The 20,133-nt window shown below is 63.1% G+C and carries 19 protein-coding genes; 6 read left to right on the forward strand and 13 right to left on the reverse strand.

Annotated features, from left to right (window positions below; translation table 11 throughout):
- Position 1: 1 nt before the first annotated feature.
- The 5 genes from QM996_RS19460 to QM996_RS19480 are packed head-to-tail and all read right to left on the reverse strand — an operon-like array spanning position 2 to position 6,344.
- Positions 2-1,189, reverse strand: a complete 1,188-nt coding sequence (locus tag QM996_RS19460) for an acyl-CoA dehydrogenase (protein WP_334197712.1) — start codon at positions 1,187-1,189, stop codon at positions 2-4.
- A gap of 17 nt (positions 1,190-1,206) precedes the next feature.
- Positions 1,207-2,403: an acyl-CoA dehydrogenase family protein gene (locus QM996_RS19465; protein WP_334197713.1), complete on the reverse strand. Its 1,197-nt coding sequence runs from the start codon at positions 2,401-2,403 to the stop codon at positions 1,207-1,209.
- A gap of 2 nt (positions 2,404-2,405) precedes the next feature.
- Positions 2,406-3,248: an enoyl-CoA hydratase family protein gene (locus QM996_RS19470; RefSeq protein WP_334197714.1), complete on the reverse strand. Its 843-nt coding sequence runs from the start codon at positions 3,246-3,248 to the stop codon at positions 2,406-2,408.
- A gap of 1 nt (position 3,249) precedes the next feature.
- Entirely contained in the window at positions 3,250-4,026 is a 777-nt protein-coding gene (locus QM996_RS19475) for an SDR family NAD(P)-dependent oxidoreductase (RefSeq protein WP_334197715.1), read from the reverse strand.
- A complete protein-coding gene (locus QM996_RS19480; protein ID WP_334197716.1) occupies positions 4,023-6,344 on the reverse strand; it encodes a bifunctional salicylyl-CoA 5-hydroxylase/oxidoreductase in 2,322 nt (773 codons plus the stop codon). Before QM996_RS19480 ends, QM996_RS19475 begins: the two co-directional genes overlap by 4 nt.
- 340 nt (positions 6,345-6,684) lie before the next feature.
- Here QM996_RS19480 and QM996_RS19485 point away from each other — a divergent pair, with 340 nt between their 5' ends.
- On the forward strand, positions 6,685-7,932 hold the full coding sequence (locus QM996_RS19485) for a pilus assembly protein TadG-related protein (RefSeq protein ID WP_334197717.1): 1,248 nt from the start codon (positions 6,685-6,687) through the stop codon (positions 7,930-7,932).
- Between the two features lie 69 nt (positions 7,933-8,001).
- On the opposite strand, the gene QM996_RS19490 is transcribed toward QM996_RS19485, so the two are convergent.
- Positions 8,002-8,526 carry a MarR family winged helix-turn-helix transcriptional regulator gene (locus QM996_RS19490; protein WP_334197718.1) on the reverse strand — a complete coding sequence of 175 codons (525 nt, stop codon included), beginning with the start codon at positions 8,524-8,526 and terminating at the stop codon, positions 8,002-8,004.
- 97 nt (positions 8,527-8,623) lie between these two features.
- On the reverse strand, positions 8,624-9,397 hold the full coding sequence (locus QM996_RS19495; protein WP_334197719.1) for a GntR family transcriptional regulator: 774 nt from the start codon (positions 9,395-9,397) through the stop codon (positions 8,624-8,626).
- Between the two features lie 160 nt (positions 9,398-9,557).
- Between QM996_RS19495 and QM996_RS19500 the strand changes: the two genes are divergently transcribed.
- The 5 genes from QM996_RS19500 to QM996_RS19520 all read left to right on the forward strand — a co-directional run bounded on the left by QM996_RS19500 (position 9,558) and on the right by QM996_RS19520 (position 14,686).
- Positions 9,558-10,541: an ABC transporter substrate-binding protein gene (locus tag QM996_RS19500; protein WP_334197720.1), complete on the forward strand. Its 984-nt coding sequence runs from the start codon at positions 9,558-9,560 to the stop codon at positions 10,539-10,541.
- A 64-nt stretch (positions 10,542-10,605) separates the two neighbouring features.
- Positions 10,606-11,385 (forward strand): ABC transporter ATP-binding protein, encoded by a 780-nt coding sequence (locus QM996_RS19505; RefSeq protein WP_334197721.1) that lies wholly within the window; start codon positions 10,606-10,608, stop codon positions 11,383-11,385.
- Positions 11,386-11,390: 5 nt separating this feature from the next.
- Positions 11,391-12,314, forward strand: a complete 924-nt coding sequence (locus tag QM996_RS19510) for an ABC transporter permease (RefSeq protein ID WP_334197722.1) — start codon at positions 11,391-11,393, stop codon at positions 12,312-12,314.
- Positions 12,315-12,329: 15 nt separating this feature from the next.
- Complete coding sequence (gene kynU / locus QM996_RS19515) at positions 12,330-13,577, forward strand: kynureninase (protein ID WP_334197723.1); 1,248 nt, start codon at positions 12,330-12,332, stop codon at positions 13,575-13,577.
- A gap of 140 nt (positions 13,578-13,717) precedes the next feature.
- On the forward strand, positions 13,718-14,686 hold the full coding sequence (locus tag QM996_RS19520) for a threonine ammonia-lyase (RefSeq protein WP_334197724.1): 969 nt from the start codon (positions 13,718-13,720) through the stop codon (positions 14,684-14,686).
- Positions 14,687-14,694: 8 nt separating this feature from the next.
- Here the strand turns inward: QM996_RS19520 and QM996_RS19525 are convergent, their stop codons facing one another.
- The 6 genes from QM996_RS19525 to kynA all read right to left on the reverse strand — a co-directional run bounded on the left by QM996_RS19525 (position 14,695) and on the right by kynA (position 20,133).
- Complete coding sequence (locus QM996_RS19525) at positions 14,695-15,381, reverse strand: ABC transporter ATP-binding protein (RefSeq protein ID WP_334197725.1); 687 nt, start codon at positions 15,379-15,381, stop codon at positions 14,695-14,697.
- A complete protein-coding gene (locus QM996_RS19530; protein ID WP_334197726.1) occupies positions 15,378-16,127 on the reverse strand; it encodes an ABC transporter ATP-binding protein in 750 nt (249 codons plus the stop codon). Before QM996_RS19530 ends, QM996_RS19525 begins: the two co-directional genes overlap by 4 nt.
- Entirely contained in the window at positions 16,120-17,091 is a 972-nt protein-coding gene (locus QM996_RS19535) for a branched-chain amino acid ABC transporter permease (protein WP_334197727.1), read from the reverse strand. The genes QM996_RS19530 and QM996_RS19535 overlap by 8 nt, the downstream gene beginning before the upstream one ends.
- A gap of 7 nt (positions 17,092-17,098) precedes the next feature.
- A complete protein-coding gene (locus tag QM996_RS19540; protein ID WP_334197728.1) occupies positions 17,099-18,019 on the reverse strand; it encodes a branched-chain amino acid ABC transporter permease in 921 nt (306 codons plus the stop codon).
- A gap of 94 nt (positions 18,020-18,113) precedes the next feature.
- Positions 18,114-19,253, reverse strand: a complete 1,140-nt coding sequence (locus QM996_RS19545; RefSeq protein ID WP_334197729.1) for an ABC transporter substrate-binding protein — start codon at positions 19,251-19,253, stop codon at positions 18,114-18,116.
- 43 nt (positions 19,254-19,296) lie between these two features.
- The gene (kynA, locus tag QM996_RS19550) at positions 19,297-20,133 is read right to left on the reverse strand and encodes a tryptophan 2,3-dioxygenase (RefSeq protein ID WP_334197730.1); all 837 of its coding nucleotides are present in this window, start codon (positions 20,131-20,133) and stop codon (positions 19,297-19,299) included.

Raw genomic sequence — 20,133 nt, forward strand, 5'->3', positions numbered from 1 at the left:
CTCAGTTCGCGAAAGCGGCGATGCCGGTGATGGCGCGACCGAGGATCAGTGCGTGGATGTCGTGCGTGCCCTCATAGGTGTTGACCACTTCGAGATTGACGAGATGGCGGGCTACCGGAAACTCGTCCGAAATGCCGTTGCCCCCGAGCATGTCGCGCGCGGTCCTGGCGATCTCCAGCGCTTTGCCGCAGGAGTTCCGCTTGAGGATCGAAGTCAGCTCGACCGGCGGATTTCCCTCGTCCTTCATCCGTCCGAGGCGCAAACACCCCTGGAGACCAAGAGCAATCTCCGTCGCCATGTCCGCGAGCTTCTTCTGGATGAGTTGATTGGCGGCAAGCGGCCGGCCGAACTGCTTGCGGTCTATGACGTATTGGCGTGCCGTCTCGTAACAGGACTCGGCTGCACCAAGGGCCCCCCAGGCGATGCCGAAACGGGCGGAGTTGAGGCAGGCGAAGGGGCCCTTCAAACCGGTTACGCCAGGTAGCATGTTTTCGTCCGGAACGAAGACCTCCTCCATGACGATCTGGCCGGTGATCGATGCCCGCAGACCCACCTTGCCGTGGATTGCTGGTGCGCTAAGACCCTTCCATCCCTTTTCGAGGATGAAGCCACGGATCACGCCATCGGCGGTCTTTGCCCAGACGACGAAGACGTCGGCGATCGGGGCGTTGGATATCCAGGTCTTGGAGCCGGAGAGCAGATAACCGCCGTCAACCTTGGCCGCTTTGGTGATCATCGATCCGGGATCGGAACCATGGTCGGGTTCGGTCAGGCCGAAGCAGCCCATCTTGGTGCCAGCAATCAGGCCAGGCAGGTATTTGCGCTTCTGGTCTTCGCTGCCGAAGGTGTAGATCGGCACGATCACCAGGGAGGACTGCACGCTCATCATCGAGCGGTAGCCACTGTCGATGCGCTCGATCTCGCGGGCGATCAGGCCGTAGGAGACATAGTTGAGGCCGGCCCCGCCATACTCCTCCGACACCATCGGCCCCAGCAGGCCGAGTTCGCCCATCTCGGCGAAGATCGACGGGTCGGTGTTTTCGTGGCGGAAGGCCTCCTGCACGCGCGGCGCCAGCCGATCTTCGGCATAGCCTTGAGCGGTGTGCCGCACCATGCGTTCTTCTTCCGTCAACTGCGCATCCAGGTTGAACGGATCCTGCCAGTCGAATGACGCCTTCGAACCATGCATGTTCGACATCCCCTTCATTATCGTCCCGTGCCCTTCATCAGCTCGCGGCCGATGATGAGCTTTTGAACCTCGGTCGCGCCCTCGTAGATCCTGAGCGCGCGGATCTCACGATAGAGCCGTTCGGTGATCTCACCGACGCGCACGCCGCGGCCGCCAAAGAGCTGCAGAGCCTGGTCGATGACCCACTGCGCGTTCTCGGTCGCGGTCATCTTCGCCATCGCCGCCTCGCGCGTCGTGGGCCGCTTCCGCACGTCGCGTTGCCATGCTGTGCGGCAGGTGAGAAGTGCGGCAGCATCGATCGCCGTCGCCATCTCGCCGAGAGTGCTTTGCGCCGTTGGCAGATCGGCAAGGGTCGCGCCGAACATCTTGCGGTTCTTTGCATGCGCCACCGCCTCGTCGAGCGCGCGGCGGGCAAAACCGATCGCCGCCGCCGCGACGGACGGGCGGAAGATGTCGAGCGTGCGCATGGCGATCTTGAAGCCTTCACCCGGGCTGCCGAGAAGCTGTGACGCCGGGATGCGGCAATTGTCGAAGCGGAGTCGGGCGAGCGGATGCGGCGCGATCGTCTCGATGCGTTCGGCGATAGTGAGGCCGGGCGTGTCGGCGAAAACCACGAAGGCGGATATGCCGCGGGTGCCCGGCGCTTCGCCGGTGCGGGCAAAGACGGTGTAGACGTCGGCAATGCCGCCGTTCGAGATCCAGGTTTTCTCGCCGTCGAGCACGAAGTGATCACCGTCGCGGCGCGCTGCACAGGCCATGGCCGCCACATCCGATCCCGCCTCGGGTTCGGAAAGCGCAAAGGCGGAGATCCATTCGCCGCGGGCGACCTTCTGTAGAACCGTCTGCTTCAGCGCCTCGGATCCCGAAAGGCTGATCGCGCCGGTGCCGAGCCCCTGCATTGCGAAGGCGAAGTCGGCAAGGCCGTCGGCATAGGCAAGGGTCTCGCGGATGAGGCAGAGCGCGCGGCTATCGATCTCTTCGCTCACGCCGCCGAAGGCTTTCGGCACGCAATGGCGAAGCACGCCTGCGCTGCCCAGCGCTGCGACCAGATGTTTGCAGGCGGCATCGGTATCTGCATGATCAATTTCGCCGAGGCCTCCACGGGCTACGAAGTCATCCAGCTCGGCGGCAAGCGCGCGGTGGCTGTCGTCGTAGAACGGCCAGTCGAGATGGTCGCGTGTCGGCGAGCCCAGAACCGTATCATGGGAACCCATGCTTAGTTCCCCTTGAATTCCGGCTTCGCCTTGGCGGCAAAGGCCTCGAATGCGCGGCGGAAGTCGCCGGTCGCCATGCAGATCGCCTGAGCCTGGGCTTCCGATTCAATCAGTTGATCGATGCCCATCGCCCATTCCTGGTCGAGCATCTTTTTGGTCATCGCATGGGCGAACCAGGGGCCGTCGGCGATGCTGCGCGCGAACTTCTGCGCCTCGCCAAGCACCGACGAGCGTTCGTGCAGGGCGTTGTAGAAGCCCCAGGCATGTCCCTCTGTCGCGGTCATCACCCGCCCGGTGAAAAGCAGCTCGGCCGCACGGCCCTGGCCGATGATACGGGGAAGGATGCCGCAGGCGCCCATGTCGGCGCCCGCCAACCCGACACGGGTGAAGAGAAAGGCCGTCTTCGCCTCCGGCGTCGCCACGCGGAAATCGGAAGCCATCGCCAGGATCGCTCCGGCGCCGGCGCAGATACCGTCGACCGCAGCGATGACCGGCTGGGGGCAGGCGCGGATCTGGCGCACCAATTCGCCGGTCATGCGGGTGAAATCCAGGAGATCGGGCATCGACATGCGCGTCAGCGGTTCGATGATCTCGAAGACATCACCGCCCGAAGAGAAGTTGTCGTTCGCGCCGGTCAGCACCACGGCTCGTACGTCGCTGGCGCGGGCGAGTGACCGGAAGAGATCGCAAAGCTCCTCGTAGCTCTCGAAGGTCAGCGGGTTCTTCTTTTCCGGGCGGTTGAGTGTGATCGTCGCAACCCGGCCGTCGGCATCCGTTTCGAACAGAAAGTGCCTGGCGTTGTGGTCCTTGAAGGCGCGCTTCTTGGCCTGCATCGGGTTTGTCATCTTATCCTCCAAGAACTTCGCCGCCGGCGACCGCAATCGCCTGGCCGGTGATCGCCGTCGCTCTTTCCGAAACCAGCCAGGAGACCGTGTGGGCAACTTCGTCGGGCGTCACCAGGCGCCCTTGCGGGTTGGAACGGGCAAGGCTGGCACGTGCTTCCTCGCGCGAACGACCGGTCTTTTCGCTGATCGTATCGAGCGCGCCGTCGATCAACGGCGTGTCGGTAAACCCGGGGCAAACGGCATTGACGGTCACGTCGGTGCGGGCAAGCTCGAGCGCCAAAGCGCGCGTCAGGCCGATTACGCCATGCTTCGATGCGCAATAGGCGGAAACATAGGCGTAGCCGGTAAGACCCGCGGTGCTCGCAACATTGACGATCCGGCCGTTTCCTGCCCGGCGCACGGAGGCAAGGGCTGCCTGCGTCACGAGAAAGACCCCGGTCAGGTTGATCGAGAGTACCCGCTGCCAGAGTGCGAGATCGGTCTTCTCGAACGGCGCCGAGGGTGCCTCGCCGGCGCAGTTGACGAGAACGGCGATATCTCCGGCTTCAGCGATCGCGGCTGCAATGCCGCGCTCGACCGCCTCCGGCTTGGTCACATCGAAGCCGGCGCGGACAAAGGCTTGTCCGCCCGCAGCAACGATTTCGTCCCGTGCAGCTTCGAGCGGCATAGGGCGGCGCCCGGCGAGGCTGACGACGTGGCCGTCGGCGGCGAGCGCCAGCGCGATCGCCTTGCCGATACCGCTTCCCGCACCGGTGACGAGGGCGTGCCTTTTGCTCATGGCTTGCCCGCCGAAGTCGCCGCGCGTGCCAGATTGTTCACATATTGCGCCCGAGCGGAGTGGTACTGCTTCGGCCAGGGCTGGCCGTCATAGCCGATCTTTGCCGCCTCATGCATGACGAAGGAGGGGTCAGCCAGATGCGGACGCGCAATCGCGCAGAGATCGGCGCGCCCGGCCGCGATGATCGAATTGGCGTGATCGGCCTCGGAAATCGCTCCGACGGCGATCGTCGGGACCTGGATCTCGTTGCGGATCTTGTCGGAAAACGGCGTCTGGAACAGCCGGCCATAAACCGGCTTTTCTTCCTTCACGACTTGACCGGACGAGCAGTCGATCATGTCGGCGCCGGCCTCCTTGAACAGGCGGGCGAAGATCGCCGCGTCCTCCGGTGTGTTGCCGCCCTCGTGCCAGTCGTGCGTCGAGAGGCGCACCGACATCGGCCTGTCATCTGGCCACGCGTTGCGAACCGCGCGGAAGACTTCGAGCGGGAAGCGGGCGCGCGCCGCATGATCGCCGCCATATTCGTCGGTGCGCAGATTGGTGAGCGGTGACAGGAAACTCGACAGCAGGTAACCGTGCGCCACGTGCAGTTCGAGGATGTCGAAGCCGAGATCGCGAGCGCGCTCGGTGGCCTGCACGAAGTCGGCGACGACGCGATCCATATCGGCACGGGTCATTTCGCGCGGCGTGTCGGAATGCTTGAGATAGGGCAGGGCGGATGCGGAAATGAGCGGCCAGCCACCCTCGCTCAAGGGCTGGTCGATCCCCTCCCATGGCACCCTGGTAGCGCCCTTGCGCCCGGCGTGGCCGAGCTGGATGCCGATCTTGGCGGGTGTCTGCTGGTGCACGAAGTCGACGATGCGCTTGAAGGCTTGCGCCTGCTCGTCGTTCCAGAGCCCCAGGCATCCGGGCGTGATGCGGGCATCGGCCGAGACGCAGGTCATTTCCGGGAAGACGAGGGCAGCCCCTCCCATGGCGCGTGCGCCGAGATGCACCAGGTGAAAATCGTTCGGCACGCCGTCGCTCGCCGAATACATCGCCATTGGCGAAACCACGATGCGGTTCTTGAGCGTCAGGCCGCGGAGCCGGAATGGCGTGAACATCGGCGGCGGGACCGCCCCGTTTGCGGCCGGCTCGACGCCGGCGCGTTCGGCGAACCAGCGCTCGAAGCCTTCGAGCCAGTGCTTGTCGCGCAGGCGAAGGTTCTCGTGGCTGATGCGCTGCGAGCGGGTCAGCATCGAATACATGAACTGTTCGGGCTCCAGCGTATCGGCATAGCGCGTGCCGACCACTTCGAACCATTCCATCGCGTTGCGGGCCGCATTCTGGATGCGGGCTACATCGACCCGGCGCACCTCCTCGTAAGCTGCGAGCACCGCGGGGATATTGGCCTTGTCGTGGCCGAGGATGTCGAACTGGCGGGTAAGCTCGATCGCGTCGTCGATGGCAAGCTTGGTGCCCGAGCCGATGGCGAAATGGGCGGTGTGGGCGCTGTCGCCCATCAAAACGACGTGGCTGCGGCCGTTGAAATGGCTCCACTTCTCGCAGATCAGCCGGCCAAAGTTCAACCAGGCGGAACCGCGCAGGTGCCGCGCATTGGTCATCAGCTTGTGGCCGTCGAGGGTTTCGGCAAAGAGCTTCTCGCAGAACGCGATCGACTGGTCCTGGTCCATCTGGTCGAGGCCATGGGCACGGAAAACGTCATCGGTCGTTTCGACGATAAAGGTCGACGTGTTTTCGTCGAAGCGATAGATATGCGCTTGGAACCAGCCATGTTCGGTGCGCTGGAAGTCGAAGGTGAAGGCGTCGAACTTTTTGTTCGTGCCGAGCCAGACATAGCGGTTCGGTCGAACGACCATGTCGGGTCGAAAGACGTCTGCATACTTGTTGCGAATCCGCGAGTTGACACCATCGGAAGCAATGATCAGGTCCGCATCGCAAAACTGCTCGTCGCTTTCGACGTCTTGCTCGAACAGGAGCTCGACGCCGAGTTCGAGGCAGCGGTCCTGGAGGATGTTGAGCATCTTCTTGCGGCCGATGCCGACGAAGCCGTGGCCTGTCGTGCGGATCTTGCGGCCCTTGAAGACCAGCTCGATATCGTCCCAGTGGTTGAACGAGACCTCGATCGCCTCGGCCGTCTTCGGATCCCATTGGCGCATCGACTGCATGGTCGCATCGGAGAAGACGACGCCCCAGCCGAAGGTATCGAAGGCGCGGTTCCGCTCGACGACGGTGACGTGATGCTCCGGATGCTGGCGCTTCATCAGCAGCGCAAAATACAGGCCCGCCGGCCCGCCACCGATACAGACGATCCGCATATGGTTCTCCTCCCGAGCTCCGGCTGCGCGTGTCGCCGTCGAGATGCGTTTGCCGTCATCCCGGACTGACGGGAACAGGTTGGACTCGTTCGGAAGAAATTTCAAGCTTAAAATTGTTTTGGACAAATGCATGCTCTGCACATGCACTTGCACAGCGCCACATGCCGGCGGCGTTTCGTCTGTGCGTCAGCCTAACCGCTCGACGATAACTTTGTTTCCAAAGTGGATGCTGCAAGCGCGCTAAATTAACTTTCCTGCAGTAACCCGCTGATGGGGCAGTTCATTGCAGGGGAACGGCATGCTTGCAGGTCTATTCAGGGATCGGTCTGGGAACTTCGGGATGATGGCAGCCATCCTGCTGGTCCCGCTCATTGGAGCAGGGGGGATCGCAATCGATTTCGCCAATGCAGTGATGACAAAATCCGAGCTTCAGGCCGCCGCAGACGCCGCCGCCTTGGCTGCCGTCGCTGATAGTTCGGCGGGTCTGGCGGAGGCCCAGGCAATGTTGGGAGACGGCACGGTGCCTTTGAGCGAGGCGGATGCGTTAAAATTCTTCGACATCAATTCCGGCGGCGCTTCATACTCAATACTGGAAGCAAAGGCTGCGGTTGTGAAAGAGGGGAGCACGATAAAATCTGCCGTAACGTTCAAGGCATCAGTAGAGACAACCTTGAGCAAAGTTCTCGGCAAGGATCACATGATAGTTTCCGGTTCAGCCACGGCAGAATACCAGACGCAGGCCTATCGCGACTTCTATCTGCTCTTGGACAACACCCCATCCATGGGCGTCGGCGCGACGCCATCCGACGTGAAAAAGATGGTGGCGAACACACCGGACAATTGCGCGTTCGCCTGCCACATCGTCAAGAATGGCGTGGAGGATAAGAACAGCTACTACAATCTGGCGAAGAGACTCGGTGTGACCGTACGCATCAACGTCGTTGCCAAGGCAACGGCCAGCCTGATGGATACCGCCATTGAATCGCGAAGGAATCCCAGCCAATTCCGGATGGCGATATACACATTCGGTCAGAAGGCAGAGGATACAAAACTCCTCGAGGTCTCGCCGTTGACAGCCGACCTGGCAAAAGCCAGAGAAAAGGCGGCATCGATCGATCTTATGTCCATTCCGTACCAGGGATATGACAACGATCAGCAGACCGATTTGGACCGAGCGCTGACGCAGATGGGTGCTGCCATGGGCCCGCCCGGCACCGGAACCACCGCGGCTTCCCCCGAAAAAATTGTCTTCTTCGTCTCCGATGGCGTTGGGGATAGCTATAAGCCGAAGACCTGTACCAAGAAAACGACCAACGGCCGTTGCCAGGAGCCGATCGACACGAAGTATTGCAAGCTGCTGAAGGACAAAGGTTACAAGATCGCGGTCCTGTATACGACCTATTTGCCGTTGCCGACCAACAGTTGGTACAACACTTGGATCAAGCCATTTCAGGACGAGATCGGCTCCAGGATGCGCGAATGCGCCACAGATGGGCTGTTTTTCGAGGTAAGTCCGACGGAAGGCATCGGCGACGCGATGAATGCCTTGTTCAAGAGGATCATCAGGGCTCCGCGGCTAACCAGCTAAGGCACTCGTTCATCCCTACGCGGAATGGAGGGGACATCGGTTGTGGGCCTGATCTGGGTCCGAGACGCCTCAGCTATTGCGCGCCAGTGCGGCGATAATGGACTGCTTGAGCTTGGCAAGCTCGTCCATCAGCACGCTGCTATCCTGCGGTGAAACACCGGCAAACAGGTCGGAGATCCAATCGGCATGCGTCGCTGCCATCTTCTCGAATTCGGCACGGCCGAAGGGTGTCAGCGCGATGACCTGCACGCGGCGATCCGTCGGAAGCGTCGTGCGGCTGATGTGGCCGCTCTCGGTCAAGCGCTCCACCAGCACCGTGATGTTGCCGGGCGAAACCATCATGCGCTTCGAGACTTCGCCAAGCACCATGCCGTCGGGCGCGCGTTCAAGCTGGGCCATCAGGTCGAAGCGTGGCAGGGTCGAGTCGAATTCTTCCCGGAGCCTGCGACGGATCTCGCTCTCGACCAGTGTCGAGCAGGTCAGCAAACGCAGCCAGAGCCTCAGCTCGGCGCGGTGATCGCCCGGAGCCTCGAGCGCCTTGGTCTCGCCATCCACCCATTCCGGCGAAGTGTCGAACTTGTCTTCACCCATCATTCCCAATGTCCGCTTCTAACCCTGCGCAAATCGGCAGGCACTTCCTGTTTTGCTTTTTAAAGGCGTTTGCGGCTCTTGGACAGGCTGTCATGGGTCGTCATTTGGACGCAAGCCCCGGCGCCGTCTGTCGCGTGGAAGCCGAGGCGCGCCCGCCATCTTCGGATTGAACATAGACATTGACGGTAAAGCCGATGTGGTCGGCCATCAGCACCTTGGCGCGCTCGATGTCGCGATCGAGTGCCGCCTCCATGAGCTCGGTGTGATGCGTGATCGCCATGGCGTCCTGCAAGGCTGCGACGGCCTCCTCATAGCCCTGGCTCATGCCGGCGGCAGCCCTCATCGTCGGGGCGAGGCTTAAGAAACGATGGTGGCGCCGAAGCTGGTCGGAGATCGTCGCCTGGAAGCGCGCGAGCCAGTTCGACCTGGCCGCGCTGATCAGCGCCGCATGGAAACCGGCGTGCTTTTCGTCCCACTCGTCGACCTCGCTTTCAGAGAAGTGCTCGACGGAGACCTTGCAGCGTGACAGCCGATAGTGCGCCGTGACGACGGCGGATTCCCATGCGCTGTCACCGTTCTCGATCGACTCGATCAACAGCGGCATTTCCACCGCGAGTCGCGCACGGGTGAGATCATCCAGCTCCTCGCGTGACACCGGTGCGACTGCGAAGCCGCGATTGCTGATCGCGGTGACAAGGCCCTCTGCCTCCAAACGCGACAGCGCCTCGCGCAGAGGCGTCCAGCCGATCCCATAGCTCTCGCGCAGCGCGCTCAACTTCATCGGCGCACCGGGCTTCAGCCGCGTCGCCAGAATGTCGCGGCGTAGCAGCCGGTAGGCCGATTCCGTTTTGGTCGACTGTTCGTGCTCCTGCATCCCGTTCCCTTAGCGCCCGCATCGGATCGATACAAATATATATAGTTCCGCCTTGATCGTGAAAATATATATATTTGTTTGACAAGAACTCCGACCCTCGCCATCATCCCCGTACGCCGCCGAGGAGGGCGGTAACGCTCGTCAGATTCTGGGAGGGATTATGAGCAAGAGCACTTGGCTTTCGGGGTTGGTCGTCGCCGGCGCAATGGCATGGGGACTAGGAACGGCTGCGGCCGATCCGATCCGCATCGGGATCGCCAATTTCGGCGAACATCCGCAGTTGAACGCGTCGATCGCCGGCTTCAAGAAGGCGCTGGCCGAGAACGGCTTCGTCGAAGGCAAGGATGTCGTCTATACCGAGAGCCACACCAACTTCGACGCTTCGCTGGTGCCGCAGATGATTGCCAAGCTGCAGGCCGAACAGCCGAAGCTGGTCTATACGATCACCACGCCCGTCTCGCAGATCGCCAAGAAGGCGCTTGCCGGCTCCGGCATCCCGGTCGTCTTCTCCGCCGTTACCGATCCAGTTGCTGCGAAGCTCGTTCCGTCCTGGGAAGCGGGTGACGATGGCATGACCGGTGCGACGGACCTTCAGGACGTGGCGGCCGTGATGGCCTTTACCCGTAAGCTCCTGCCGGACGCCAAGCGCTTCGGCGTCCCTTACAACCCGGGTGAAGCGAACGACACCGCTCTGCTCGACAAGATCAAGGAAGCAGCCCCTGCTGCCAGCTTCGAGGTGGTGGAGGTCGGCGTCGACAACGTCAACGACATCCAGCAGCGCATCGCCTCCTTCGCCGGCAAGGCCGACGTGATCTATACGCCCGCATCGAACCTGCTGCAGCCGGCGATCGGCGCCGTTTCGGCGGCCGCACGCCAGGCGCAGATCCCGATCGTCAATTCCGACGACGGCGCCGTCCGCGATGGCGTCGTGCCGGCAAGCTTTGCGGTCAACTACGAGCAGGTCGGCGTCAATGCCGGCAAGATTGCCGCCCAGATCCTCAAGGGCGCGGACCCGAAGACGATCGCGCCGTCGCGTCCGGCCTATGAAGATCACGCACCGCTGATCTCGAAGAAGGCGGCCGCGGCGTTTGGCATCGAAGTGCCGGCTGCCCTTGCCGGCGAGTGCAACTGCGTCGTCGACTGATTTCCGGTTGGTCTCAACAGTGACGGCGCCGAGGGCGCCGTCACTCGATCATTAGGGGGAGCCAATGCTGGAAATCAGATCGGCCCGCAAAGTATTCTACAAGGGGCAGGCGGACGAAAAGGTCGCGCTCGACGGCCTGGACCTGCGTCTCAAGACAGGCGAATTCGGTGTCGTCATCGGTTCGAACGGCGCCGGCAAGAGCAGCATGCTCAATGCCATCTCGGGCGCGCTGGTGCTCGACAGCGGCCAGATCGTCATCAACGGTGACGACGTGACGGCCATGTCCGTCCACAAGCGCGCCATGCGGCTCGCCCGCGTCTTCCAGGACCCGATGCGCGGCACCGCCGCCAGCATGACGGTGGCGGAAAACATGCTGCTTGCCGAATTGCGCAGCAACAAGCGGACCCTGCGCCGCGGGCTGAACCCCACGCGGCTTGCCACTTACAAGGAACGGCTGGCGCTGCTTGGGCTTGGTCTCGAAAACCGCCTCGACACACGGGTGGAGCTGCTCTCCGGCGGCCAGCGGCAATCGCTGTCGCTGATCATGGCGGTCGGCGGTGAGCCAGAGCTGCTGTTGCTCGACGAACATACCGCAGCACTTGATCCGCGCACCGCCGATATCGTCATGCAGGCGACGATCCGCGCGGTCGAAGCCCTGAAGCTGACGACGCTGATGGTGACGCACAACATGCAGCACGCCGTGGATTTCGGCCACAAGGTCATCATGCTCGACGCCGGGCGGGTGCGCCTCGAAATCGACGGCAAGGACAAGGCCCAGACGACGGTGCCGGACCTGATCGGCCATTTCTCCGTCAAAACCGACCGTATGTTCCTGGCGAGCTGACGATCATGGATATTCTTCAAAACACCATCGCGAGCTTCGTCTCGCTCGTTCCCGTCACGCTGGCGCAGAGCCTGATCCTCGCCTTCGTCGTGCTCGGGATCATGATCCCGTTCCGCATGCTGAGCTTTCCGGACTTGACCAGCGAAGGCGCGTTTCCGCTCGGCGGCTGCGTCTGCGGCGTGCTGATGGCGGCCGGCATGTCGCCGCTTGCCGCGATCGCCATTGCACTCGTCGCCGGCTTCATCGCCGGCTGCTGCACGGCCTTCATTCATCTTAGGTTCCGGATCCACACGCTGCTTGCCGGCATCCTGATGATGACGATGCTCTATTCGATCAACCTGAGGATCATGGGCCGATCGAACCTCTCGGTGTTCGGCGCGCCGACGGTATTCGACTGGGCGCCGGGGCTGCAGCCGGGTTTCCCGGCAAGCAAGATCGTCGTCGCCGGGCTGATCGCGCTCGTCGTCTTTATCCTGCTCTATCATTTCTTCAGGACGGAGAAGGGGACTGCGGTCCGTGCTGTCGGCGCCAACCCCGACATGGCGGAAGCTCAGGGCATCAATGTCTGGTTGGCGACGATCGGCGGTGTCGGGCTCGCCGGTGCATTCTCGGCGGGCAGCGGCGCGCTGATGGTGCAGTCGCAGGGTTTTGCCGACGTCAACATGGGGCTCGGCATCCTGATCAATGGTCTTGCGGCGCTGATGATCGGCGAAGCGATCGTCGGCAAGCAAAATGTGCTGCGCCAGCTCGCCGCCCCCTTCGTCGGCGCGATCGTCTACTATCAGCTCGTCTCCTTCTGCCTGGCGGCCGGCATGCCTCCGCCGGACCTGAAACTTGCGACCGGCCTGTTCGTTCTGGCCATGCTGGCTCTTCCGAGCCTCAAGCGAAGCCGCGGGCCAGCACCCGCCCGCGAAACCGTTCGCGAATAAACAAGGACCACCGTCATGAATGCAGTTCCTGATCTTGCTGCGATCGAGGCCATGGATGCGGCCGATGTGCTGCGCCCCATGCGCGAGCGCTTCATCCTGCCTGCGGGCCTTATCTATCTCGACGGCAACTCGCTGGGCGTTGCCTCGACCGCCGCCTTCGACGAGCTTCGCAAGGCCGCGACCGAGGAATGGGGACAGGATCTCATTCGCAGCTGGAACACGGCCGGCTGGTTCGAGATGCCGCTGGCGCTCGGCGACCGGCTCGGGCGGCTGATCGGGGCGGCCGCCGGCCAGACGGTCGTCTGCGACACCACGTCGATCAACATCTACAAGGCGCTGCACGCGGCGATGGCGCTCCGGCCCGATCGCTCGGTTATCGTCAGCGAAGGCGGCAGTTTCCCGACCGACCTCTACATGGCCGAGGGTGTGGTCTCGACCCGTCCCGGCGCTTCGCTGCGTCTCGAAGGGATCGATGCGCCCGAGATCGGGGACCTGATCGACGGCAGCGTCGCCGTGGTTCTGGTCAACCACGTGAACTACAAGTCCGGCGAATTGCGTGACATGGCGGCGTTGACCCGCAAGGCGCACGAGCATGGCGCGCTGGTCATCTGGGATCTCTGCCATGCGGCCGGCGCCCTGCCGGTCGATCTCGACGTCGCCAATGTCGATTTCGCCGTCGGTTGCACCTACAAATATCTGAACGGCGGCCCCGGAGCCCCTGCCTTTATCTACGCCGCCACCCGTCATCACGGCGATATCCACCAGCCGCTCAGCGGCTGGTGGGGCCACGCCCGACCTTTCGCCTTCGAAAAGCGCTATGCCGCCGGCGAGGGGATCCGTCGCTTCCTCTGCGGCACGCAACCGATCCTGTCGCTTCGCGCGCTGAAGGGCGCGCTCGACGTCTGGGACGAGGTCGACATGGTGGCGTTGCGCGAGAAGAGCATCCGGCTCACGGACCTCTTCATCGCGCTCGTCGAGGCGAAATGCGGCGCCTATGGGCTGGAGCTCGAAAGCCCGCGCGACGGCTCGAAGCGCGGCAGCCAGGTTTCGTTCAGCCATCCGAACAGCTACGAGATCATGCAGGCGCTGATTGCCCGCGGCGTCATCGGCGATTTCCGCGCGCCCACCACGATGCGCTTCGGCTTCACGCCGCTCTATGTGAGCTATGCCGACGTCTGGCGGGCGGTTGAGATTCTGGAAGAGATCCTTAGCACTGATGCATGGCAGGATGCGCGTTTCGCGGTTCGTGCGGCCGTGACCTGATTGATGGCACTGACGACTGCGGGCGGCATTTCGCCCGCAGGGTCTGTTCAGGCGCAGACTAAGGTCGCCGCCCCAGCAGCGGATTGGTTCGAGGCCGTTGTGCCCGAAGGTGGGAGGACGGCTAACGGGGGACTTAAGCAATGACCGCGCCATACCGTCCGACCCCGGATGAAATCGCCGAAGCCCGCAAGCGTATTGCGCCGCACTTTGAGCGCACGCCGCTGGTCAGGCTCGACCTCGGATTTCCCGACCGGCAGATCTTCTTGAAACTGGAGACGCTGTCTCCGATCGGCGCCTTCAAGCTTCGCCCGGCGCTGAACGCAGTCTTGTCGCGCGATCCCGCGGCTCTGCGGCAGGGCGTGGCGGTCACCAGTTCCGGCAACATGGCTTATGGCATGGCCTGGGCTGCACGCCTCATCGGCGTGCCGATGGTTGCCTACATGTATCGCGGCGCGCCACAGACCAAGATCGATGGTGTGCGCGAGCTTGGCGGCGAGGTGCGTTTCGTCACCCAAGAAACGTGGTGGGATTACATCACCGGCGCGGACCGGCCGGATGCACCGGAACTGCTGATCAATCCGGTGACTGATCAGGCGGTGCTTGCCGGCAACGGCTCCATCGGCATGGAAATCGCCGAGGATTTGCCCGATGTCGACGTGGTGCTCACTCCCTATGGCGGTGGCAGCATGACCACTGGGGTCGCAAGTGCCGTCAAGACCGCTTCCGACCGTTGCCGGGTCTTTGCGGTCGAGGATGACAGCGCCGCCCCGGTTTGCGCCGCCCTTGAGGCAGGGCGGATCGTGACGGTGGAAACGCGTCCCTCGTTCATCAAGAGCATTGGCGCGCCGTCGCCGGTGCCTAAGCTTTGGCCGGTCGCGCGCGAACTGATCGACGGGGCGATTGCCGTCAGCCCGGCTCGGGTGACCGATGCGATGCGGCTGCTATTCAGGAAGGCGAAGATCGTCGCCGAGGGAGCAGGCGCTGCCTCGCTCGCCGCCGCGATCGCGCGGCCGGACCTCAGAGGGAACGTCGTCTGCGTGATCTCCGGCGGCAACATCGACGCCGCCACCTATTCCGTCGTGCTCGGCGGCGGTATTCCCGCAGCCTGACCGGCAAATCAGACGCCGAGATACCGGTCCTGAAGCTCAGGCGTCAGTGCGCGCGGTGGCCCCTCGAATACCGTCGCGCCTTTTTCCAAGACGAAGCAGCGGTCGGCCACCGGCAGCAGTTCCGAAAGCGTCTTGTCGACCACCAGGATCGATTGGCCAGCGGCTTTCAGCGTCCGGATCGCCGACCAGATGTCCTGGCGGATGACCGGCGCCAGCCCTTCGGTTGCCTCGTCGAGAATGAGCAGGCTGGGATTGGTCATCAGCGCCCGGCCGATGGCGAGCATCTGCTGCTCGCCGCCCGAAAGCGTGTTGGCGTATTGGTCGCGCCGCTCGCCGAGGCGGGGAAAGAGTGCGATCACCTTCTCGAAGCTCCACGCGCTGCCGCGGGCCGTGGCGACGAGGTTCTCCATGACGGTGAGATTGGGAAAGCAGCGTCGTCCTTCGGGAACGAGGCCAAGGCCGAGCCTGGCGATCCGGTGTGGGCGCAGGCCGGAGATCGCCTTGCCGGCGAAGGAGATGGCGCCGGCGCGTGGGCGCACGAGGCCGAGGATCGAATTGATCGTCGTCGTCTTGCCCATGCCATTGCGGCCCATGAGCGCGACCACCTCGCCCTCCCGCACATCGAGATTGACGCCGAAAAGCGCCTGGGAAGCCCCGTAAAAGGTTTCGAGGCCCTTGATTTCGAGCAGGCTCACGCGGCTTCTCCCAGATAGGCCCGGCGCACTTCCGGGTCGCTGCGGATCTCATCGACCGTGCCTGACGCGATGATGCGACCATAGACGAGCACGGATATCCGGTCGGCGAGCGCGAAGACCGCGTCCATGTCGTGCTCCACCAAGAGCATGGGTGCTTCATGGCGCAAGCCGTCGAGGAACGTGGTCAGCCGCTTCGAGCCCTCCGGTCCCATGCCGGCCATAGGCTCGTCGAGGAGGAACGCTTTCGGCGAAAGCGCCAGCGCGATGGCGATCTCCAGTTGCCGGCGTTCGCCGTGCGAAAGTTCCGCCGCCGGCACATGGGCGCGCGCGGCGAGGTCGACGCGTTCGAGCATCGCCATGGCCGGCTCAGTCAGGTCCTTGTCGCGGGTCACCTGGCGGAAGAAGCGGAAGCTGCTGCCCTCGCGCGCCTGCACCGCCAGCATGACGTTGCGAAGTGCCGAGAACTCCTGCGCCAGCGAGGAGATCTGGAAGCTGCGTGCAAGACCGAGTCTGGCGCGGGCGGCCATGTCGAGGTTGCCAATGTCCACTCCGAGAAAGCGGATGGTGCCGCTGTCGGCCTTGAGCGAACCGGCGATCTGGTGGATCAGTGTGCTTTTTCCGGCGCCGTTTGGGCCGATCAGCGCGTGGATCTGACCCGGGCGAAGATCGAGGCTCACCCCGTCGGTGGCCTTGAGGGCACCGAAGGATTTGCGGAGATCGCGGATTTCGAGAACGGGCTCAGACATGGCGCGGCTTTCCGGAGAGGAGACCCAGCAATCCGCCGCGGGCAAAGAGCACGATGCCGAGAAGGATCAGGCCGAGGAAGAACTGCCAGCGCTCGGTGATGCCGCCGAGCACATATTCGAAGAAGACGAAGATCATCGCGCCGGCTACCGGGCCGAACAGCCGTCCCTTGCCGCCGAGGATGATCAGCACGATCAGTTCGCCCGACATGTGCCAGGACAGCATCGAGGGGCCGACGAAGCGGTTGAGATCGGCATAGAGCGCCCCGGCAAGGCCGGTGATCATCGCCGAGACCGCAAAGGCGACGAGGCGGATATGGAAGGGCGCGATGCCGACGGCTGCAAGGCGGATTCCGTTCTGTCTTGCCGCCTGCAGCGCGCTGCCGAAGCGCGAACCTTCGACCACACGGAACAGAAGAAGTGCGGCCATCAGCGCCGCATAACAGATCAGGAAATAGGGCAGGGGTTTGGCGGTGTTGACGCCGGGAAAGGCGTTGCGCATCGACATCGAGAGACCATCCTCGCCACCATAGGCGGGCCAGGAGATCGCGAAATAGTAGATCATCTGCGCGAAGGCGAGCGTGATCATAATGAAATAGACGCCTGATGTGCGCAGGCTGATCGCACCGATCGGCAGCGCTGCGAGTCCGGCGACCGCCACGGCCGCTACCCAGATGAGCGGCATCGACGTCGTTGCCGGAATGTCGGCGAAGAGCGGTTCTGCATTGAAGGCGTGCGTCGCGAGGATGCCAGCGACGTAACCACCGAGGCCGAAGAAGGCGGCGTGCCCGAACGAGAGCAGCCCGCCGAGCCCAAGCGCGAGATTGAGGCCGACGGCAGCGAGCGCCAGCACGGTGACGCGGGTCGCGAGCGTCACATAGAAGGGCTCACCCAAGTTTGCGGCCAGGATCGGCGCGGCAAGAAGCAGAAGGGCGAGCAGCAGGTTGACGGTGGTTTCGCGGCTCATCGGGACCTCACGATTGCGCCGCAAACAGGCCGCTCGGCCTGAAAGCGAGGATCAGCGCCATGACCACATAGATCAGCATCGAAGCGAGTGCAGCGCCGATCGTCGTCGCCTGCGACGCGGGCATGGTGAGCGCCAGCAGCGAGGGAAGCAGGAAGCGGCCCATCGTGTCGACCACGCCGACGATCATCGCGCCGACGAGCGCGCCCTTGATGGAGCCGATGCCGCCGATGACGATGACGACGAAGGCGAGGATGAGGACGGGCTCACCCATGCCGACCTGCACTGATTGCAGCGCCCCGACCAGGGCGCCGGCAAGGCCCGCGAGCGCTGCGCCAAGCGCGAAGACGACCGTATAGAGCGTGCCGATGTCGACGCCGAGCGCCCCGATCATCTCGCGGTCGGATTCGCCCGCCCGGATACGCATGCCGAGACGCGTCCTGGAAATCAGCAGGTAGAGACCGATGGCCACCGCGATGCCGACACCGATGATCACCAGGCGATAAAGCTGATACTGGCCGCCGCCCGGGAGCGGCACCGCGCCCTGCAGCAAAGGCGGTATGTCGAGGTAGAGCGGGAACGAGCCGAAGAGCCAGCGGGCACCTTCGGACAGTATCAGGATCAGAGCGAAGGTCGCGAGCACCTGGTCGAGATGATCGCGATCGTAGAGCCTGCGGATGACCGCGACCTCGATGATCGCACCGACGCCGGCGGCGGCCGCAAGGCTGGCGATCAGCCCGATCCAGAAGGAGCCGGTGGCCGCCGCGACAGTCGCGCAGGCGAAGGCGCCGATCATGTAGAGCGAGCCGTGGGCAAGGTTGATCAGGCCCATTACGCCGAAGATCAGCGTCAGGCCGGCGGCCATCAGAAACAGCATCACACCGAGCTGCAGCCCGTTGAGCAGTTGTTCGATCAGAAGTGCGGTGAACAAGAGACCGGTCCAAGCTTCATTTCGGGAGGACATGGATCATCGACCGGATGCCGGCGTGAGGGCCGGGCATCCGGGCGATAACAGCGCCGAAGCACTACATGCTGCACTTGTCGGCGTAGGCGTCCTTGTGGTCTTCGAAGGCCGTGGCGATGATCTTGTTGGTCAGCACACCATCGGCTTCCTTCACCACCTCGCGAACGTAGATGTTCTGGATCGGATGGTTGTTGTTGTTGAAGACGAACTTGCCGCGCACCGACTGGAAGTCCGCCGCCTTGAGCGCCGCGCGGAAGGCGTCCTTGTCCTTGACATCAGCCTTCGAAAGGGCGGCAAGGATCAGGTTTGCCGTATCCCAGCTCTGCGCCGCATAGATCGAGGGCAGACGCTTGTATTCGGCCTTGAAGGCTTCCACGAACTTCTTGTTGGCCTCGTTGTCGAGGTCCTTCGACCAGGTCGCCGAGTTCTTGACGCCAAGCGCGGCATCGCCGATTGCCGGCAGAACGTCCTGACTGAAGGAGAAGCCGGGGCCCATGACCGGGATGTTCACACCCGACTGGGCATATTGCTTCATGAAGGCGATGCCCATGCCGCCGGGCAGGAAGAAGTAGACACTATCGGCGCCGGACGCACGGATCTGGGCGATTTCGGCGGCATAGTCCGTCTGGCCGACCTGCGTGTAGATCTCGCCGGCGAGGCTGCCCTTATAGTAGCGCTTGAAGCCGGTCAGTGCGTCCTTGCCGGCCGGGTAGTTGGGCGCCAGGATGAAGGCGTTCTTGTAGTCCTTGTTGGCGTATTGCCCCATCGCCTCGTGGAAATTGTCGTTCTGGTAGGCGACGTTGAAATAGTTCGGGTTGCAGTTCGCGCCGGCAAGCGCTGACGGACCGGCATTGGGCGAGAGATAGATCACATCCTGCGCAACCGTGTTCGGCACGACGGCCATCGCAAGGTTAGACCAGATGATCCCGGTCATGAGATCGACCTTGTCACCCTGGATCATCTTCTCGGCGATCTGCACCGCAAGTTCCGGCTTTTGAGCATCGTCCTCGATTACCAGTTCCACGTCCTTGTTGCCCGATTGCTTGATCGCAAGCGTGAAGGCATCGCGCATGTCGATGCCGAGACCCGCACCGCCGCCCGAAAGCGTGGTGATGACACCGATCTTCACCGGCTCGGCATGGGCAAGGCTCGACGTCGCAAGCGAGAGGCCAAGAAGGCTCGCTGCCAGAATGCGGTTCATGCTGTTCTCCTCGTTTTGGGGTTCCCTTATAAATTGTGTTCTATCAGAGACCCGTGCGCACGTGCCAGAGCTCAGGGAAGAGTTCCACTTCGAGCATCTTTTTCAGATAGGACGCGCCGGATGTGCCCCCGGTTCCGCGTTTCATGCCGATGATGCGTTCGACCGTTGTGACGTGGTTGAAGCGCCAGCGGCGGAAGTAATCCTCGAAATCGACCAGCTTCTCGGCGAGCTCGTAAAGCATCCAATAGCGCTCGGGATCGCGGTAGACGGTCTGCCAGGCGGCAAAGACCTTGTCGCTTTCTGTGCGGGTTTCGCGCCAATCGATCCGCTCGGCCTCCTCGCCGACGTCGAAGCCGTTGCGCGATAGCAGCCGGATCGCTTCGTCGTAGAGCGATGGCGCGGCGAGGATCGCTTCCAGCTTCTCCATGATGTCGGGCCGGTGCGCATGCGGCCCTAACATCGCGACATTGCGGTTGCCGGCGAGGAACTCGATCGCCCGGTACTGCCAGGACTGGAAGCCGGAGGATTGGCCGAGCGATTCGCGGAACGTGGTGTATTCGCTCGGCGTCATGGTACGCAGCACGTCCCAGGCGCTGTTCAATTGCTCGAAGATGCGCGCGACCCGCGTCAGCATCTTGAAGGCGGGCTCCAGCCGGTCGTCGCGGATCGAGCGGACCGCGGCGTTGATCTCGTGCAGCGCGAGCTTCATCCAGAGTTCGGATGTCTGATGCTGGATGATGAACAGCATTTCGTCATGGGCCTTGGACAGCGGCTCCTGTGCGTCGAGCACTTTCTCCAGCATCAGGTAGTCGCTGTAGGACATGCGGCCCTTGAACGACATCTGGGCGCCTTCTTTCGAAGGGTCGTATGATTTGCTCAT

The sequence above is a fragment of the Sinorhizobium chiapasense genome (assembly GCF_045277575.1).
Taxonomy (GTDB): Bacteria; Pseudomonadota; Alphaproteobacteria; order Rhizobiales; family Rhizobiaceae; genus Ensifer; species Ensifer chiapasense_A.

What these genes read in the sequence shown, in the direction of transcription:
- QM996_RS19470 (WP_334197714.1), bottom strand. Translation starts at nt 3,248, where the DNA reads ATGACAAACCCGATGCAGGCCAAGAAGCGCGCCTTCAAGGACCACAAC.
- QM996_RS19465 (WP_334197713.1), bottom strand. Translation starts at nt 2,403, where the DNA reads ATGGGTTCCCATGATACGGTTCTGGGCTCGCCGACACGCGACCATCTC.
- QM996_RS19545 (WP_334197729.1), bottom strand. Translation starts at nt 19,253, where the DNA reads ATGAACCGCATTCTGGCAGCGAGCCTTCTTGGCCTCTCGCTTGCGACG.
- kynA (WP_334197730.1), bottom strand. Translation starts at nt 20,133, where the DNA reads ATGAGCAAATCATACGACCCTTCGAAAGAAGGCGCCCAGATGTCGTTC.
- QM996_RS19475 (WP_334197715.1), bottom strand. Translation starts at nt 4,026, where the DNA reads ATGAGCAAAAGGCACGCCCTCGTCACCGGTGCGGGAAGCGGTATCGGC.
- QM996_RS19520 (WP_334197724.1), top strand. Translation starts at nt 13,718, where the DNA reads ATGACCGCGCCATACCGTCCGACCCCGGATGAAATCGCCGAAGCCCGC.
- QM996_RS19485 (WP_334197717.1), top strand. Translation starts at nt 6,685, where the DNA reads ATGATGGCAGCCATCCTGCTGGTCCCGCTCATTGGAGCAGGGGGGATC.
- QM996_RS19490 (WP_334197718.1), bottom strand. Translation starts at nt 8,526, where the DNA reads ATGATGGGTGAAGACAAGTTCGACACTTCGCCGGAATGGGTGGATGGC.
- kynU (WP_334197723.1), top strand. Translation starts at nt 12,330, where the DNA reads ATGAATGCAGTTCCTGATCTTGCTGCGATCGAGGCCATGGATGCGGCC.
- QM996_RS19505 (WP_334197721.1), top strand. Translation starts at nt 10,606, where the DNA reads ATGCTGGAAATCAGATCGGCCCGCAAAGTATTCTACAAGGGGCAGGCG.
- QM996_RS19530 (WP_334197726.1), bottom strand. Translation starts at nt 16,127, where the DNA reads ATGTCTGAGCCCGTTCTCGAAATCCGCGATCTCCGCAAATCCTTCGGT.
- QM996_RS19480 (WP_334197716.1), bottom strand. Translation starts at nt 6,344, where the DNA reads ATGCGGATCGTCTGTATCGGTGGCGGGCCGGCGGGCCTGTATTTTGCG.
- QM996_RS19460 (WP_334197712.1), bottom strand. Translation starts at nt 1,189, where the DNA reads ATGCATGGTTCGAAGGCGTCATTCGACTGGCAGGATCCGTTCAACCTG.
- QM996_RS19495 (WP_334197719.1), bottom strand. Translation starts at nt 9,397, where the DNA reads ATGCAGGAGCACGAACAGTCGACCAAAACGGAATCGGCCTACCGGCTG.
- QM996_RS19500 (WP_334197720.1), top strand. Translation starts at nt 9,558, where the DNA reads ATGAGCAAGAGCACTTGGCTTTCGGGGTTGGTCGTCGCCGGCGCAATG.
- QM996_RS19510 (WP_334197722.1), top strand. Translation starts at nt 11,391, where the DNA reads ATGGATATTCTTCAAAACACCATCGCGAGCTTCGTCTCGCTCGTTCCC.
- QM996_RS19535 (WP_334197727.1), bottom strand. Translation starts at nt 17,091, where the DNA reads ATGAGCCGCGAAACCACCGTCAACCTGCTGCTCGCCCTTCTGCTTCTT.